This is a genomic window from Pantoea sp. USHLN256 (assembly GCF_037149875.1).
Classification (GTDB): Bacteria; Pseudomonadota; Gammaproteobacteria; order Enterobacterales; family Enterobacteriaceae; genus Pantoea; species Pantoea nemavictus.
On sequence record NZ_JBBCQO010000002.1, the window covers coordinates 146,098 to 162,437 of the forward strand.

A 16,340-nucleotide genomic window follows, 5' to 3' on the forward strand; every position below is an offset into this window, starting at 1 on the left:
CTCTCTCCTCATGATTAACAGGCCGCAGCGACCGCCGCCGGGAAATGACACTCAATCTGATGTTCTTCCGACAAGTTATGCACCGGCGGCATCATTTGCTGGCACAGCGGCTGTGCGTGACTGCAGCGTGCCGCGAAGGCACATCCCGGCGGAGGTGACATCGGATTGGGGGCTTCGCCGACGATCGGTTCGCGCTCTGTCGACGGGCTATCAAACTGTGGGATCGCCGCAATCAACAGACGGGTGTAGGGATGCGCGGGACGGGAAAAAATCTCCTCCACGCTGCCCTGCTCGACAATACGACCGAGGTACATGACGCCAACCCGATCGGAAATATGGGAAATGACCGCCATGTTATGGCTGATGAAAAAGTAGGTTAGCCCATGCGTCTGCTGTAAACGGCGCATCAGGTTTAGTACCTGCGCCTGCACCGAGACATCCAGCGCCGAGGTTGGCTCGTCACAAATCAGAAAGCCCGGCTGGGTCGCCAGCGCACGCGCAATGGAAATGCGCTGGCGCTGACCGCCGGAAAATTCATGCGGAAACTTATCCAAATCGTTGGCGGAGAGCCCAACCTGTTCCAGCAGCTGACCACAATAGCTGCGCGCCTGACGCGTGCTGCCCACTTTTTTACTCAGCACCAACGGCTCGGCCAGCGAACGCCCAATGCGCCAGCGCGGATTGAGGCTGGCATACGGATCCTGAAAGATCATCTGGGTACCGTTCTGTGCCGCGTGCGTTTCGCTGGCGTCACCCTGCCAGGCGAACTTTATTGCGCCTTCTGACGGCGTATACAGCCCTGCCAGCGCCCGCGCGATAGTCGATTTACCGCAGCCGGATTCGCCAACAATGCTAAAGGTTTCCCCCTGACGAATAGAGAGATTGATGCCGCGCACCGCATGCAGCTCGCGCCTGGCACCGCGACGAAACAGCGAGCTGCGCTTTTCACGCCCGAGCTGAAAACGAATGTGCAGATCGCGCACGTTCAACACTTCAGGCGGCAGCACTTTTTCACTTTTCATGGCGTCTCTCCGTAGGGGTAAAAGCAGGCGATCTGCGACAGATGGCTGAACTGCATGTCGGGCTGATGTTGGCGGCAGCGCTCGGTAACATGTGGGCAGCGTGGATGGAACGCGCAGCCGCCCGGCAGCGAATTGAGGCGCGGCATGGCGCCATCAATCTGCGACAGGAATTCATGGCGTTTGCGCATCGAGGGAATCGAGTTGATCAGACCGCGCGTATAGGGGTGTTTAGGGGCACGAATCACCTCCGCGACCGGGCCCATCTCGACAATCCGTCCGGCATACAGCACCGCGACTCGCGAGCACACATCCGCCACTACGCCCATGTCATGGGTAATCAGCATCACCGCCGTGCCATGCTGCTGGCAGAGACGTTTAAGCACCCGTAATACCTGCGCCTGCACCGAAACATCCAGCGCGGTCGTGGGTTCATCGGCGATCACTAGCTGCGGATCAACGCAGAGCGCCAGCGCGATGACGACGCGCTGACGCATCCCGCCGGAGAGCTGGTGAGGATACTGTTCCATGCGCTGCGCTGGGCTGCTCATGCCAACTTCGGTGAGTAGCGTAATCGCCCGTTCACGGGCCTCGGCGGCGGAGAGCGGCAAGTGCGTGCGGATGGTTTCGGTTAGCTGCTGGCCAATAGTCAGCACCGGATTGAGACTGGTGAGCGGATCCTGGAAAATACAGCTGATGGCTTTGCCGCGCAGCTTACGGCGCGCATCATCATCGAGGTTATCGATGCGCTGTCCCTGAAACCAAATCTCACCCTGTTTAAGGCGTCCTGGCTCTTGCAATAGCCCGCTGATGGCGGCGCCGGTCAGGGATTTCCCCGCGCCGGATTCACCCACCATGCCCAGCACTTCGCCCGGCTGCATGGTGAGCGAGAGGTTATGGATCGCCTGCAAATTTCCTTTACGGTGCAGAAATTCAATACTCAGATCGCGAACGTCAAGCAACGTCTCGCTGGCTGTCTGGCTCTGCTGTGCCATGGCGCGCTCCTAACGTAATTTCGGGTTAAGGGCGTCCAGCAACCAATCGCCCAACATGTTGAATGAGAGAGAAAGGATCACCAGCAGCGCGGCTGGGAAAGCCACAATCCACCACTGTCCGGAGAACAGATATTGATTGCCTTCGTTGATTAAGGTGCCCAGCGAAGGTTGATCTGGCGGCATCCCCACGCCGAGAAACGACAGCGTGGCCTCGGTCAGAATCGCTACGCCGAGGTGCAGCGTTGCCATTACCAGCACCGGACGCAGGACGTTCGGAACAATGTGGCGCAGCATGATGTGGATATGATGCGCACCGCTGATGCGCGAGGCCATAACATATTCCCGCCCTTTCTCCAGCATCGTCAGACCGCGCACCGTACGCGCATATTGCATCCAGCCGGTCAGCGCAATCGCGCCGGTGAGGATCGCCGGGGCAAAGTGCCCCATTAACTCTTTCGGGATCACCACCCGTGCCACGCCACTGACCAGCAGCGTGAACATAATGGTGGGAATACTCAGCATGGCATCGGCAAAGCGCATGATCAGCGTATCGACTAAACCGCCGAAGTAACCGCTCAACACGCCGAGCGCCACGCCCAGCATCACCGACAGCAGCACGCTAATCCCGCCAATGATCAACGAGATATTCAGGCCATACAGCATCAACGAGAGAATATCGCGCCCCTGCACATCAGTGCCCAGCCAGAAGCGCGCATCGCCGCCGCTCATCCACGATGGCGGTAACTCTGAATCCATCAGGTCGAAACTGGTGGTATCAAACACATTGTGCGGCGCAATCCAGTGGCTGGTGATTGAGCACAGCAGGATGATCAGGCAGCAGCTGAAGGCCACCACGGTACTTTTGCTGCGCCAGAACAGCCACAGCAGATCGCTGTCGGTGAAGGCTCGCCACTGCTGAGCCAGCCGGGTACGCCGCCGCACGGGCGCGACCGCAGGAGGAAAATTATCGTTAATCATGACAACTCCTTACTGAGCCCGCATGCGCGGGTCGATCAGGTAATACAACAGATCAACCAGGGTGTTGATCACGATAAAAATCAGGGCGGTAAACAGCAGGTAGCCGGAAAGCACCGGCACATCAACGAAGTTAATTGACTGAATCAGCAGCAATCCCATGCCCGGCCACTGAAAAACCGTTTCGATCACGATGGCGAAGGCGATCAGTCCGCCAATCTGCAAACCAATCACCGTTACCACCGGTAATAAGGCGTTCCTCAGCGCATGACGAAACCAGATGCGGTAGTTTTCAATGCCGCGAGCGCGGGCAAACTTGACGTAATCGGACTTCATTACCTCGAGCATTTCGGTGCGAATCAGTCGCATGATGATGGTCACCATCGACAGTCCCAGCGACAGCGCTGGCAGCACAATAGAGTGCCAACCCGAAGCAGTTAATAACCCGGTACGCCAGAAACCGAGCTTCACGACATCGCCACGACCGCTGGAGGGGAACCATCCCAGCCAGACGGAGAAGACGATAATCAGGATGATGCCGGTGAGAAACCACGGCAGAGAAACGCCAATCAGCGACAGGATCTGCACCCCTTCTTTCAGCAGTTTGTTACGGCTGATGGCAGACCAGACGCCAAGCGGAAAACCGATCGCCATCGCCAGCACCACCGAAACAAACACCAGCTCCAGCGTGGCGGGCAAGCGCTCCATAATCAGTTGAAATACCGAAACCTGGTTGTAATAAGAGATGCCAAAATTGCCGTGCAGCAGGCGCGTAATGTAGTGCCAGAACTGCATAATTACCGGGTCGTTGAGACCGAGGCTGGTGCGCAATGCCGCGCGTTCGACTTCGGTTGCGCTCTCGGGCAGCATGCTGGCAACCGGGTCGCCAAGGTACTGAAACAGAATAAAAGACAGCAGCGCGACGCCCGCCAGCAACATCAGCGCCTGCAGTAACTTGCGCACAAAAAAAACCATAACGGCCTCCTGACTTCAACGCGGCGCGATTGACACTTCGCGCCGCTACGCTACGTGCATGTATTAAAAATTACTGACTGACTTTGCCGTACCACAGACGCTGAACGTTATCCGGCGTCTGTTTCAGCGTCAGCTTTTTGCTCATCGCCCAGACGGTGGGTTCAAAGTGCATCGGCAGATAGGGCAGATCTTTATTCGCCAGCGCCACCGCCTGACTCAGCATGGTAAGACGCTTCGTGTTATCCAACTCGCCGACCGAGTCGTCGATCAGCTTGTCGGCCGCCGGATTGCTGTAGCGGGGAATATTGAAGGTGCCGAGACTTTTCCCGTTGCTGGTGTGCAGCAGCTGCACCGCCACGCTGTAGGGATCCATAATTGGCAGGTTGGCCCAGCCCAAAACGCCGACATCGGTACGACCATTCACCAGAATCGGGTCATAGACGCTGGCCGGATGCACGTTCAGTGCCGCTTTCACGCCAATTTTTGACCAGTAACTCTGCACCGCCTGACACCATTGAGCGGCATTGATGTAGGTGCCTTCCGGGCAATCAAAGTTGAGGTTGAATCCTTGCGCATAGCCCGCTTCTGCCAGCAGCGCTTTGGCTTTAACCGGGTCATACGGGAAATCGACGCCGGCTTTCGCGTCGTAGCCCGGAATATCCGGCGCCAGATAGTTACTGGTTGGCTTGGTGAGACCGCGCATCACTTTCTGTGTGATCGCCTCACGATTGATGGCCATATAGAGCGCCTGGCGCACGCGGATATCTTTCAGCGGGTTGTCCGCTTTGGCGTTTTTAGCATTGAGCGTGTCACGCATGTTCAGCGTCAGATAATCGACGCGCAGCGATGGGCTGACCTGCATCTGCACCGCCGGGTTATTCTGCAATCGTTGAATGTCCTGCAGGGGAACCGAAGTCACCAGATCGTATTCACCCGCCAGCAGGCCTGAGAGCCGCGTGGCATCGGACGAAATTGGCTTAAAGATGATTTTGTCGATATTGGTGGTGCCCGCAGCGGCATTCCACCAGTTCGGATTACGCACCAGCACCATCTGCGTATCGCGCTGACGGCTCTGCAAAATAAACGGCCCGGTGCCGTTGGTATTATTGGTGGCGTAACCTTCCGTACCCTGGCTGATATCGGTAGGTTTCAGGGCGTTGTGCTCGCTGAGCCACTTCTTATCCATGATCATCACGCCGGTCAGCTCATTGATGGCGATACCGGTCTTTTTCACCAGATGAATATCCACGGTGTATTTGTCTACCGCTACCGCATCTTTAATGGTCGACGCGTTGGCACGAATCCCCGACGCCGGATCCGTCACCCTGGCGACCGAGGCCACCACGTCCTCAGACGTCAGCTCATCGCCATTATGAAACTTCACCCCTTCGCGCAGCTTGAAGCGCAATGTGGTGTCGTCCAGCTGCTGCCAGCTCAGCGCCAGCCACGGCTGAATCTTCAAGTCATTATCGCGCTGTACCAGCGACTCATAGATGTGGTTCTGGAAAGTCAGGGCCTTGGTAGAGGCGTACGCATCCGGGTCCAGCGTCGGGATGTCCGCATCGGTGGCCCAACGCACGACGTTCTCCGCCAGCGCAGCGTGACTGCTAAGGCCTAACGAACCTGCGACTAACAACGACAGCAAAAGTTGCTTCATTATTTATCTCTCATCAATATGCTAGAGTTATTGCTAGCAATGCATGCAAAGCCAATGCCAGTTCATTTTGTGTTCTTCATATCACGGCGATTAGGTGTGACAAGCTACGCCTGCTGATTGAGCTCCGGAGCCAGAATCCACTCGGCGCTGTCGTTCCAGACATCCATTTTGGTAATCTGCCCTGCAACCACCTCATAGCGATCGAGATAGCGATTACCGGCGAACTCGCGGCCGTCCGGCCACACGCCATAGAGAAAGCCGGTACAGTAGACCACCACATGGCCCGGGCTTTTCTCCATCCAGTCAAACTCACCAAGCTGCTTCTTAACCCATTGATAACGCGCGGCGTTAAAGGCGGTGACGCCGTGAACCGTTGGCATCACCCGCTTACCGGTAAAGGTAATCAGCACCTCAGGCGACATCAGTGCTGCGGCGCGGTCTGGATCGGGCGCCATTGACGCTGCCAGAAACGCTTTCACAATCTCTACTTCTTCAGGTGCTACCGACATACTTGCTCTCCCGTGACAAAGGTATTGGCTGTTGCAGAAATATTGAGTGAATGGGCGGCAATCTCGCCCGGCGTGGTAAGCCATACGTCTTCACACTGCGCGATAATTTTTTGCAGCGTCTGCCGCAGATGGTGCAGGCGGAAAGGCTGACCAACAATGTAAGGATGCAGCGCAATGCCCATCACCTGCGGACGCTGCTCGGCGCGCTGTTTCATCTCGATGAACTGGCTCTCGATCATGCTGCAAAAGGTTTCAATCGAGGTGCCGTTAGGAATGATGGTGGGGATATCATTGATCTCCTGCGGATAAGGCACCGAGAGCAGATCGCCGTGCGAGGTTTGCAGCGCGACGGGACGATCGTCATGCGCCCAGTTCAGCGTGTAACTGAAGCCGTTCTGTCGCAGCAGGTCTGGCGTGTCGTGGCTCTCTGAGATCCACGGCGATAACCACCCCGCTACCGGCCGTTGCTGATAGGCGCTCAGTCGCTGCTGGCAACGGGCGATCAGCGCATATTCATCTTCACGGCTAAGTTCGCCCTGGCGCTGCGAGTTGGTATGACCGTGCCCAATCAGCTCGCTACCGGGCAAGCTAACCCAGCGATCGAGCAGCTGGGGGCAGTAATCGAGAATGGAGGTGTTAGCGATCACCGCCGGTGGAATACCGAGCTCGGCAAACAGATCGGCCAGATACCAGCCACCGACCCGATTACCGTAGTCGCGCCACGCGTAGTTCAGCACATCGAGACGATTTGCCCCTTGCGACAGCTTCGCGCCTTCCGGCATACCAAAGGCAAAATGCTCAAGATTCATAGCGATATACAGCGCCAAACCTTTACCCTGCGGCCACACGGGCAAAACCTGATGCTCAATGGAACTGTAGGCATAACGCTGATGGCTGGCGATATCCCACATAATCTGCGGTGATGACATAACGGCCTCCTGAATTAACACACCTGGAGCGATGGAAGAAGTAAAGCAAGCGGCATGCCACACTAGCCAAATTGCTAGCAATATTTCTGGTGTAGCAAGTAATGACGCGATTCAGGGGGATAAACAGGCTTACAACAGATGAAGCAGATGGCCATTTTTAGCAGAGAACAATGATTGAAATGTGAGCTGATGGTGCACTCTTTGCCCTGAAAACGAGCAAGTGGAACCGAAGACCTGGCGTTGCTGTCGTGCCCCAACCCCTTTAAAGCGTCAAGGTGTTGGTCTTCCAGGCATGAAAATAATCTGTGATTAAACCTGCACTTTCACTATTGATTGCTGGTTAACTGCGCACCACGAGGCGCAGAATGGAATATATAACCATATATGAATATATATTCAACCATCAATCCTCTGAGGAGCAGGCCCTATGAGTAGCTATACGTATCCGAAATTCGGTGCCGGATTATGGCACTTTGCCAACTATATCGATCGCTACGCCGTTGACGGTTACGGGCCTGCACTGAGTACGCTCGATCAGATCAAACTCGCCGGCAGCGTTGAAGACCTCTCTTACGTGGATGTGCCCTATCCGTTTACCGAAGGCGTGACGGTCGCACAGGTTAAGCAAGCGTTAGCAGATGCCGGATTAAAAGCGATCGGCGTAACACCGGAGATCTATCTGCGCCGTTTCTCCCGCGGTGCCTTCACCAACCCCGATGCCGCCATCCGTAAACAGGCGTTTGATTTGATGCATGAAGCCGCCACTGTAGTGCGCGAACTGGGCGCCAACTACGTGAAAGTCTGGCCGGGACAGGATGGTTGGGATTATCCGTTCCAGGTCGATCATAAAAACCTGTGGAAAATGGCGGTGGACGGCATGCGCGAACTGGCGAGTGCGAATCCTGACGTCAAATTTGCCATTGAATATAAGCCCCGCGAACCACGGGTAAAAATGACGTGGGATTCTGCAGCGCGCACCCTGCTCGGCATTGAAGATATCGGGTTGGATAACGTCGGTGTGCTGCTCGATTTCGGCCATGCGCTGTTTGCGGGTGAATCTCCGGCCGACTCCGCGCAGTTGATCATCGATCGCGGTCGTCTGTTTGGAATGGATGTGAATGACAATCTGCGCGGCTGGGATGACGACTTGGTGGTCGGCACCGTTCATATGACTGAGATTTTTGAGTTCTTCTATGTGTTGAAGATCAACAATTGGGATGGCGTGTGGCAACTCGATCAATTCCCATTCCGTGAAGATCATGTCGAAGCCGCCAACCTATCGATTCGTTTCTTAAAACACATCTATCGCGCGCTGGATAAACTGGATATCGCCGCCTTACAGGATGCACAGCGTGAACAAAACCCATTGAAAGCCCAACGCATTATTCAAAACGCTCTGTTAACCAGTATCGAACAATAACCTGTTAGCCCGGCAAGTTTGTCGGGCTAACTGCTACTTTTGTAAAATTTGCACCCGGTTGCAAAAATGGAAGCAGATCGTGATGATTTTGTGACCAGGGTGTTAACTTCGCGCTTTGCAGCGTTGACTAATATTCAACCGCATCCGAAAGTGGAAACGCTTAAACGGTAAGCCCTCGCATATCGAATCTCTTACGTTGGGCTTAATCTCGTTAATTTTGCACCCGGTTGCAATAACATCATAACCTTCCCCTACAGAGATAAAAAAATGAAACTAATCAAAGTGGTGTTAATAATCTGTGGTCTGCTTAGCGTGTTCACCGTCCAGGCGAAAACCTATATGGTCGGCGTCGCCCTCGCTAACCTCGATCTGAACTTTGTTTCCATCTTACGTAGTCAGATGGAAAAACAGTTAAAAGAGAAAGGTCTGAAGAGCCAGTTCGCCGATGCCAAAGGGGATGTTTCGCTACAGATTCAGCAGGTGGATGATTTTATCAATCAGGGAGCTGACGCGATTATTATCAACCCGGTAGATACTCAGGGCGTGATGCCGGTGATTGCCGCTGCAAAAAAAGCCAACATCCCGCTGATTTTCGTTAACCGCAAACCTGAAGTGAAGTTGAGTGGCAAGATGGCCTACGTGGGGTCTGACTCTGCATTAAGCGGCAAGATGGAGATCGAAGCGCTGGCAAAACGTCTGGACAATAAAGGCAATATCGCGATTTTGATGGGCGCCCTCTCCACGGAGGAAGCGCGCCAGCGCACCAAAGCCGTTGAAGATTACGTGAAAGATCATCCCGGCCTGAAAGTGATCCAGAAGCAGAGCGCCAACTGGCAGCGTAACGAAGCAGTGGATAAAACCCTTTCGTGGCTGCAGGATGGCAATGACATCAATGCCATTATCGCTAACAACGATGAAATGGCGATTGGCGCGATCATGGCGCTGGATCAGCTGAAGAAAAGCAATGTGCTGGTGGCCGGTATCGACGGCACGCCGGATGGTTTGCAGTTCATCAAGAACGGCAAAATGGCCGTAACCATTTTCCAGGATGCAAAAGGTCAGGCAACTGGCGCAGTCGATGTGGCCAACAATATGCTTAATGGTAAGCAAACTGAAGCCTACAACTGGGTGCCTTATCAAACGGTTACGTTGGACAACTATCAGGAATTCACCAGTCAAAATCAGAAGTAAGATCGGGTGTTTTCAGTGATGCTAGCGTTACGTCGGTGGCCTGCAAAGGCCATCCTGCATTGAACCGGAAAATTTCCGATGCCTAAAACGCAACGCTGAGTACGAATTTTGTTGCTTCCATTGCACTGCCAACCCGCTATGTTGGGGAAAAAATGGAGGTAAACATGCTTAAACCGTCTTCGCCCTGGTGGTGGGATCTCTCTACGCGGGAATTCAGTGAGCTGGATATGGCGAATATCGTCGCCGTCCTGCCGATTGGTGCCGTAGAACAACATGGTCCGCATCTGCCGGTGCGTGTGGATGCGGCCCTCAACGCTGGAATTATTCAGCGCGCCGTCGAACTGCTGCCTGACGATCTACCGCTGCTGGTGATGCCCGCCTTGCCGATCGGTAAATCGGACGAACATCTCGCCTATCCCGGCACCCTTTCCCTGCCTTATGACGTGTTAGGCAAAGTCTGGTTTGAAGTGGCGAAGAGCGCCTGGCGCGCCGGGATACGCAAGCTGATTTTCTGGAATTCGCATGGCGGACAGCCGCAGCTGATGGAAATCGTCTGTCGCCAATTGCGCATTGAACTCGGTATGTTTGCCGTCAGCGCCAGCTGGTTCCGCACCATTGATGCTTCTGACCTGTATAGCACGCATGAACTCAATCACGGCATTCACGGCGGAGAGTCCGAGACCAGCATGATGCTGCATCTCCATCCAGAATTGGTGCAGATGCAGTATGCGGATGATTTTGTGTCTGCGTCGGTGGCGCTCGAGGCCAGCGGCGGTATTTTGACGCCCGAAGGCGGCATTGGCTTTGGCTGGATGGCGCAGGACCTGCATCTTTCGGGCACCACGGGTAACGCTGCGGCCGCCGATGCCGAACGCGGTGCTATCGCCACCGATCGCGCCGCGCACGCCCTGCTGAAACTGGCGCGCGAGGTGCACAGTTTCGACCTCGATTTTCTTACTGAGCGAACCGCATACAAAGACGCGCGATAAATCGCGCCGCTACAAATACCGGCACATTCCGTAGCGGCGCAATTCATTGCGCGTCTTGTTAGCGCAATTCTGACATCATGCCTTTGATGGTTTCGGCGAATACGCTGCCAATCGCGCTGGTGCCGCGATCGTGGCCGATCAGCATCAGCGTTTGCGTGTGCTGCGCCAGTTCGCGCACCGGGATATAGATCAGTCGGCCGCTGCGCTGGTCGGATTCGATATCGATCGGCGTCAAAAATGTCAGCGTTTGATCCATCATCGCCGACTGGCGCAACACCTCGATCGAGTTAGTCTCGATAACCGCCTGCAGAGTGATCGAGGCGCGTGCAAATACTTCGTTCAGATACGGGCGGATCACCATCGATTTATCAGCAATCACCACCGGATAAGGCAGGCAATCACTCAGGCGCAAGCTGGATTTGTCCGCCAGCGGATGCCCTGCTCCCACTACCGCGCCCAATCGCACCGGCACGCTGGCAATATTGCGATGCACCGGCTGCAAATCGAAATCAAAACCAATTCCCAGATCCGCCTCGCCGCTGGCCACTGCGTTGGTAATATTTTCGCCGGTGGTGAGCTGTTGCAGCAGCAGTTTTACCCGCGGATTAGCGCGCCGAAATTCAGACGCCACGCGTGGAATCAGGTTCGCCGCCAATCCGCTCATCATCGCCACCGTCACTTCGCCGCGCCGTAGCCCTTTCAGCTCCTCGATCTTCATCTGCGCGATTTCAATCTCTTTAAAGCTCTGCCGCACGTGATGAATCAAGGCTTCACCGGCGGCGGTGAGGATCATTTTACGCGGTAGACGTTGAAACAGCGGCGTGCCTAACTCCTCCTCCAGCGCAATCAGCTGACGGTTAATCGCCGAGGCGGAGATGTGTAAACGCTCGGCGGCTTTACGGATTGAGCCGCTGCGCGCCACCTGATCGATATAAACAAACAAACGGTGCTGAAGCATGTTTCATCCTGCGTTGCCTTTTAGGCATCGGTAAGTGCTAAAAATGATGCTTTTAAGATAATGCTCTTCCGGTGATTAATACATCAAAACCACACCAGGAGAACACATGATGGCAGACGTATCCCGCAGAAAGTTTGCGAAGTTAGTGGCTGGCGCGCTGTTGTTACCCGCGCTGGCACCGATGTTGTCGCGCAAGGCGCTGGCGGCGAATAACAGCATAAAAATCGCCCTGCTGTTGCCCGGTTCAGTTGCTGATGGCGGCTGGAGTTCGCTGGCCTATGCGGGATTGCAAAGCCTGCAAAAAGCCGGTTTTAGCGTGGCGCACAGCGAAAGCGTCTCGCAGGCGCAGATGGACCAGACTATTCGCGGCTACGCCGACGATGGTTACACGCTTATCATCGGTCACAGCTTTGAATATGGTTCGGCATTCGCTGAAATCGCGCCGGAATATCCCGATACCTACTTCTTCGCGTCAACCTTCAAGCCAGGGGAAAAATCACCGGGCAACGTTGAGTACGTGAACCTCGCCTACCTGCAAGGCGCTTATGCCGCCGGCGCGCTGGCTGCGCTGATCTCAGACAAAGGTAAAGCGGTAGGATTTGTCGGCGGCGGCGATAACCCGACTCAGCAAGCGATGATGCGCGCCTTTATCCAGGCTGCAGAGAAAACCCGTCCGGGCATTAAAGGCATGGGCGTGGTGACTGGCGATTACGATAATGCGGCCAAAGGACGCGAAGCCGCGACCACCATGATTGGCAACGGTGCCGATGTGATTTGGCACGCCGCCGACGTAACCGGCCTCGGCGCGATGCAAGGCGCAGCGGCGGCGAAAGTGAAAGCCATCGGCTGTTATGTCGATCAACGCGACGTCGCGCCCGACTACGTGGCCTGCAGTTTCCGCCAGAACCTCGACTGGATGGTGGAACAGGTTGGCGAATCCGTGGCAAACAAAACCTTTAAAGGCGGCGACGAATGGCATCCAACCGTCGCTAAAGCCTGGTCAGTGGTCAACGGCAGCGAGCATTACAATGCCAAACTGGTGAGTGCCAGCGCCTGGGATAAATTCCAGCAGATTTGGCAGCAGTTGGACAGCGGCGCGCTGAAGCCAACGGTTTGATAAGCGGGATCGACTCATGACAGCAACGGCAAACATCCGCGTCGCGCTTAACAACATCACCAAACGCTTCGCACGCGTGGTGGCTAACGACGACGTCTCGCTCAGCATTAAAGCGGGTGAAATTCACGCGCTGCTGGGTGAAAACGGCGCTGGGAAAAGCACGCTGATGCAGATCCTTTATGGCCTGTATCAGGCCGATGAGGGCAGCATCGTGGTGGATGGCAAAGCGCAGCGTTTTCGCGATCCAAGCGATGCCATCGCCTGCGGTATTGGGATGGTGCATCAGGAATTTATGCTGGTACAGCCGATGAGCGTGGTGGAGAACGTGGTGCTGGGGCTGAAAGAGAGCGCCAGCGGCGTGCTCAACCTGCATGCAGCGGCGGCACGCTTGCAGGCGCTGTCAGACAAGCACGGGCTGGCGATTGATCCCTGGGCCAAAGTGCAGCATCTGCCTATTGGCGTGCAGCAGCGTGTGGAGATCCTCAAACTGCTGTATCGCGATGCGCAGGTGCTGATTCTCGACGAACCCACTGCGGTGCTCACGCCGCAAGAGAAAGCCGGGCTGTTCGCGACCCTGAAATCGCTGTGCGCCGAAGGCCGTTCGGTGGTGATCGTCACGCACAAACTGTATGAAATCATGGCTATTGCCGATCACGTTTCAGTGATGCGCGGCGGAAAAATGGTGGATTCGGTCGATATTAAAGAGACATCTGAACGCGATCTGGCACGCCGCATGGTGGGCCGCGATGTGGTGCTGCGCATGGAAAAAACGCCGTGCCAACCGGGTAAAAACGTGCTGCAGGTTGATAGCATCGCGGTGCGCGACGCCAGCGGACAGCAAAAAATCTGGCGCGTTTCGCTGAACGTGGCCGCTGGGGAAATCCTTGGCATTGCCGGCGTAGAAGGCAACGGGCAATCAGAGCTGGCAGAAGCGTTGCTCAATTTGCGCGAGCTGGAGGCCGGTCGCATTCTGCTTAACGGCGAAGATATCAGCGACGATTCACCCGCCACGCGGCGTCGTAAAGGCATCAGTTTTATTCCGGCCGATCGGCGCGGCGTGGGTTCGGTGACCGACCTTTCGATTAACGACAACGCCCTGCTCGGCCGCCAACGCAGCTTTACCCGCGCGGGCGGCTGGCTGCTCGACCGCCAGCGTATTAGCCAACATGCGCGCGATATCATCGCCCGATTTGCGGTGCGCACGCCGGATGCCGATTTTGAAGCGGGCAAGCTCTCCGGCGGCAATTTGCAGAAACTGATTCTGGGCCGTGAAGTCGCCAGCGATCCCTGCTTGCTGATTGTGGAGCAACCGACGCGCGGGCTGGATGTCGGCGCGATTGAGAGCGTCTGGCAAGGTTTGCTGGCCGCGCGCGATCGTGGCTGCGCCATTTTGATGATCTCCGCCGAGCTGGAGGAGATTATTAATCTCTCCGATCGCATTGCGGTGATGTACAGCGGTCAGATTGCCGGTGAGCTGGATGCCGCCGCCGCCACGCCGGAACGCCTCGGCGAACTGATGGCCGGGGCGCATCTGAAAAAAAGCGGAGGCAAACATGAAGAAGCTGCTTGAACGGCGTCTGGCCCCGGCGGAATCCACCGGTGCACTGGTGCTGACCAGTTCTTGCGGCATCGTTGCCGCGTTCATTATTGCTGGCTTGCTGTTTATTCCGTTTGGTGGCAATCCGCTCTCAGCCTACGGCTTCCTGTTTGACGCCGCTTTTGGTTCGCTACGCAGTTTTGGCCTGAGCCTGGTGCAGTCGACGCCTTTGATGCTGATCGCGCTGGCCACCATTGTGGTGTGGCGCGCCGGACTCGGCTACATCGGCTTTGAAGGCTGTTTTCTGTTAGGTGCCGCCGCCGCCAGCTGGATTGCGCTCTCCGGCACGCCGCAAGGTTTCCCGTGGGCAATTCCGGCGCCGCTCTACTGGCCGATGGTGCTGATTGCCGCCTTTCTCGCTGGGGCGATTTGGGCTGGCTGGGTCGGTGCATTGCGCGTTCGCTTCGGCGGCAACGATGTGCTGATTTCGCTGATGGCCAACTATGTCGCGCTGTTCATCGTGCAATATCTGGTCTCCGGCCCGATGCGTGCGCCGGGCGATTTGCCGCAGACACCGCGATTACCGGTCGATAGCTGGCTGCCCTTTGTGATGACCGGTATGCGCGCGCATTGGGGCATCGCCATCGCACTGGTCGCCACCGTATTTGTCTTCTGGCTCATGCGCGCTACGCCTGCCGGTTTCGAAATAAAAATCGCCGGCCTTAATCCGCGCGCGGCGCGCTACAGCGGCGTTGATGTCAATCGTCGCCAAATGAGCGCGGTATTGCTCGGCGGTGGCCTGGCGGCGCTCGCAGGATTGTGCGCGGTATTAGGCGTGCAGCATCGCCTGATGGAAGGCATCTCCGGCGGCGTGGGATTTATCGGCGTGGTGGTGGCGTTACTGGCACGTCTCAACCCGCTGCTGGTGATCCCGACCGCCATACTTTACGGCGGACTGGAAGTGGGCGGTAGCGCGATGCAGCGCCAAACCGGATTGCCGACGTCGGTGGTGCTGATTTTGGAAAGTTTGGTGGTACTGCTGATTCTGGCGGGCGATCTGCTGCGTTATTACCGCATCAATCTGCCCGGCAAGGGTAAAACCCGCAGCCAACTGGCGGAGGAGCAATCATGAGTCTGTGGATGAACCTGGATACCGCCTTTTTCGTCAGCTGGCTGGCGGCGGCGGTGCGTTTGGCCGGTCCGGTTTTACTGGCAGCGCTGGGCGAGATTTACGCCGAACGCTCTGGCGTTCTCAATATTGGCATTGAAGGTACTATTCTGCTTGGCGCGCTCTCCAGCTATATGATGGCGGTTGCAAGCGGCTCGACCGCTCTGGGATTTATCGCCGGTGGCGTCGGAGGGTTGCTGGTTGGCTGCGTGCTGGCCGCGCTCTATTTACGCGCCCATGCCAGCCAGATTGTGGTTGGCATCGTGTTCAATATTCTCGCTGCTGGACTCGCCACCTGGATTTACGCGCTGGTGATGGGCAATGAATCCTCTCCGACCATTCCCATGCTCGAACCCTGGCATGTGCCGCTGCTCTCTTCGCTGCCGTTTATCGGGCCGATTCTGTTCCAGCAGCCACTGCCGCTCTATCTCACCTTGCTGCTGGCGGTGCTGGCGCACGTTGGCTTGTTTCACACCCGCTTTGGCTTGTCGTTGCGCGCCGTCGGCGAAAATCCCCGCGCGGCGCATGCTGCTGGCCTTAACGTCTTAAAGATCCGCACCTGGGGCGTGCTGTTCTCCTGCGTGGGTGCGGGTTTAGCCGGCAGCTATCTGGTTACCGCGCAGATCGGTCTGTTCCGCGACAACATTGTCAGCGGGCAAGGCTTTATCGCGCTGGCGATTGTGATCTTTGGTCGCTGGAGCCCGCTTAAAGCGCTGATCGCTGCCTTTATTTTTGGTGCCGCAGATGCCTTACAACTGTCGCTGCAGCTGTTTGAAAACACGCTGCCGCCGCAGGTACTGCTGGCCCTGCCATATCTGCTCACCATTCTGGCGATGTCTGGCGTGGTGGGACGCACATTGCAACCCGGCGCGTTAACGCAGCCTTATCGAAAGGAATAACT

General features: G+C 56.3%; 15 protein-coding genes. 7 read left to right on the plus strand and 8 right to left on the minus strand.

The genetic code is table 11. The annotated features are described in order from the left end of the window. Window positions 1-14: 14 nt before the first annotated feature. The 7 genes from WFL93_RS05865 to WFL93_RS05895 form a co-directional block, all read right to left on the minus strand. Window positions 15-1,022, minus strand: coding sequence for an ABC transporter ATP-binding protein (locus tag WFL93_RS05865; RefSeq protein ID WP_336777495.1), 1,008 nt, complete (start codon window positions 1,020-1,022; stop codon window positions 15-17). Further along, window positions 1,019-2,014, minus strand: a complete 996-nt coding sequence (locus WFL93_RS05870) for an ABC transporter ATP-binding protein (RefSeq protein WP_336777496.1) — start codon at window positions 2,012-2,014, stop codon at window positions 1,019-1,021. Before WFL93_RS05870 ends, WFL93_RS05865 begins: the two co-directional genes overlap by 4 nt. A 9-nt stretch (window positions 2,015-2,023) precedes the next feature. Continuing rightward, window positions 2,024-2,992 (minus strand): ABC transporter permease, encoded by a 969-nt coding sequence (locus WFL93_RS05875; protein ID WP_082204313.1) that lies wholly within the window; start codon window positions 2,990-2,992, stop codon window positions 2,024-2,026. Between the two features lie 9 nt (window positions 2,993-3,001). Beyond that, window positions 3,002-3,964, minus strand: a complete 963-nt coding sequence (locus WFL93_RS05880; RefSeq protein ID WP_009127963.1) for an ABC transporter permease — start codon at window positions 3,962-3,964, stop codon at window positions 3,002-3,004. Between the two features lie 70 nt (window positions 3,965-4,034). Beyond that, the gene (locus WFL93_RS05885) at window positions 4,035-5,621 is read right to left on the minus strand and encodes an ABC transporter substrate-binding protein (RefSeq protein WP_009127961.1); all 1,587 of its coding nucleotides are present in this window, start codon (window positions 5,619-5,621) and stop codon (window positions 4,035-4,037) included. A gap of 104 nt (window positions 5,622-5,725) precedes the next feature. Next, window positions 5,726-6,130, minus strand: coding sequence for a nuclear transport factor 2 family protein (locus WFL93_RS05890; protein ID WP_009127959.1), 405 nt, complete (start codon window positions 6,128-6,130; stop codon window positions 5,726-5,728). Then, window positions 6,121-7,059, minus strand: coding sequence for a polysaccharide deacetylase (locus tag WFL93_RS05895; protein ID WP_049853443.1), 939 nt, complete (start codon window positions 7,057-7,059; stop codon window positions 6,121-6,123). The genes WFL93_RS05890 and WFL93_RS05895 overlap by 10 nt, the downstream gene beginning before the upstream one ends. A 427-nt stretch (window positions 7,060-7,486) precedes the next feature. Between WFL93_RS05895 and WFL93_RS05900 the strand changes: the two genes are divergently transcribed. The 3 genes from WFL93_RS05900 to WFL93_RS05910 all read left to right on the plus strand — a co-directional run bounded on the left by WFL93_RS05900 (window position 7,487) and on the right by WFL93_RS05910 (window position 10,659). Beyond that, window positions 7,487-8,479: a sugar phosphate isomerase/epimerase family protein gene (locus WFL93_RS05900; RefSeq protein WP_180823834.1), complete on the plus strand. Its 993-nt coding sequence runs from the start codon at window positions 7,487-7,489 to the stop codon at window positions 8,477-8,479. A gap of 267 nt (window positions 8,480-8,746) precedes the next feature. Beyond that, window positions 8,747-9,670 (plus strand): substrate-binding domain-containing protein, encoded by a 924-nt coding sequence (locus tag WFL93_RS05905; RefSeq protein WP_009127952.1) that lies wholly within the window; start codon window positions 8,747-8,749, stop codon window positions 9,668-9,670. Between the two features lie 164 nt (window positions 9,671-9,834). Next, entirely contained in the window at window positions 9,835-10,659 is an 825-nt protein-coding gene (locus WFL93_RS05910) for a creatininase family protein (protein WP_336777497.1), read from the plus strand. Window positions 10,660-10,717: 58 nt separating this feature from the next. Here the strand turns inward: WFL93_RS05910 and WFL93_RS05915 are convergent, their stop codons facing one another. After that, a complete protein-coding gene (locus WFL93_RS05915) occupies window positions 10,718-11,617 on the minus strand; it encodes a LysR family transcriptional regulator (protein ID WP_336777498.1) in 900 nt (299 codons plus the stop codon). Window positions 11,618-11,723: 106 nt separating this feature from the next. Here WFL93_RS05915 and WFL93_RS05920 point away from each other — a divergent pair, with 106 nt between their 5' ends. From WFL93_RS05920 to WFL93_RS05935, 4 genes are read left to right on the plus strand one after another with little or no spacing between them, the layout of a single operon-like run. Beyond that, window positions 11,724-12,734 (plus strand): BMP family protein, encoded by a 1,011-nt coding sequence (locus WFL93_RS05920; protein ID WP_009127945.1) that lies wholly within the window; start codon window positions 11,724-11,726, stop codon window positions 12,732-12,734. Window positions 12,735-12,750: 16 nt separating this feature from the next. After that, on the plus strand, window positions 12,751-14,304 hold the full coding sequence (locus tag WFL93_RS05925; protein ID WP_336777499.1) for an ABC transporter ATP-binding protein: 1,554 nt from the start codon (window positions 12,751-12,753) through the stop codon (window positions 14,302-14,304). After that, a complete protein-coding gene (locus WFL93_RS05930) occupies window positions 14,288-15,403 on the plus strand; it encodes an ABC transporter permease (protein ID WP_336777500.1) in 1,116 nt (371 codons plus the stop codon). Before WFL93_RS05925 ends, WFL93_RS05930 begins: the two co-directional genes overlap by 17 nt. Next, window positions 15,400-16,338: an ABC transporter permease gene (locus WFL93_RS05935; protein WP_009127939.1), complete on the plus strand. Its 939-nt coding sequence runs from the start codon at window positions 15,400-15,402 to the stop codon at window positions 16,336-16,338. Before WFL93_RS05930 ends, WFL93_RS05935 begins: the two co-directional genes overlap by 4 nt. Window positions 16,339-16,340: the final 2 nt, after the last annotated feature.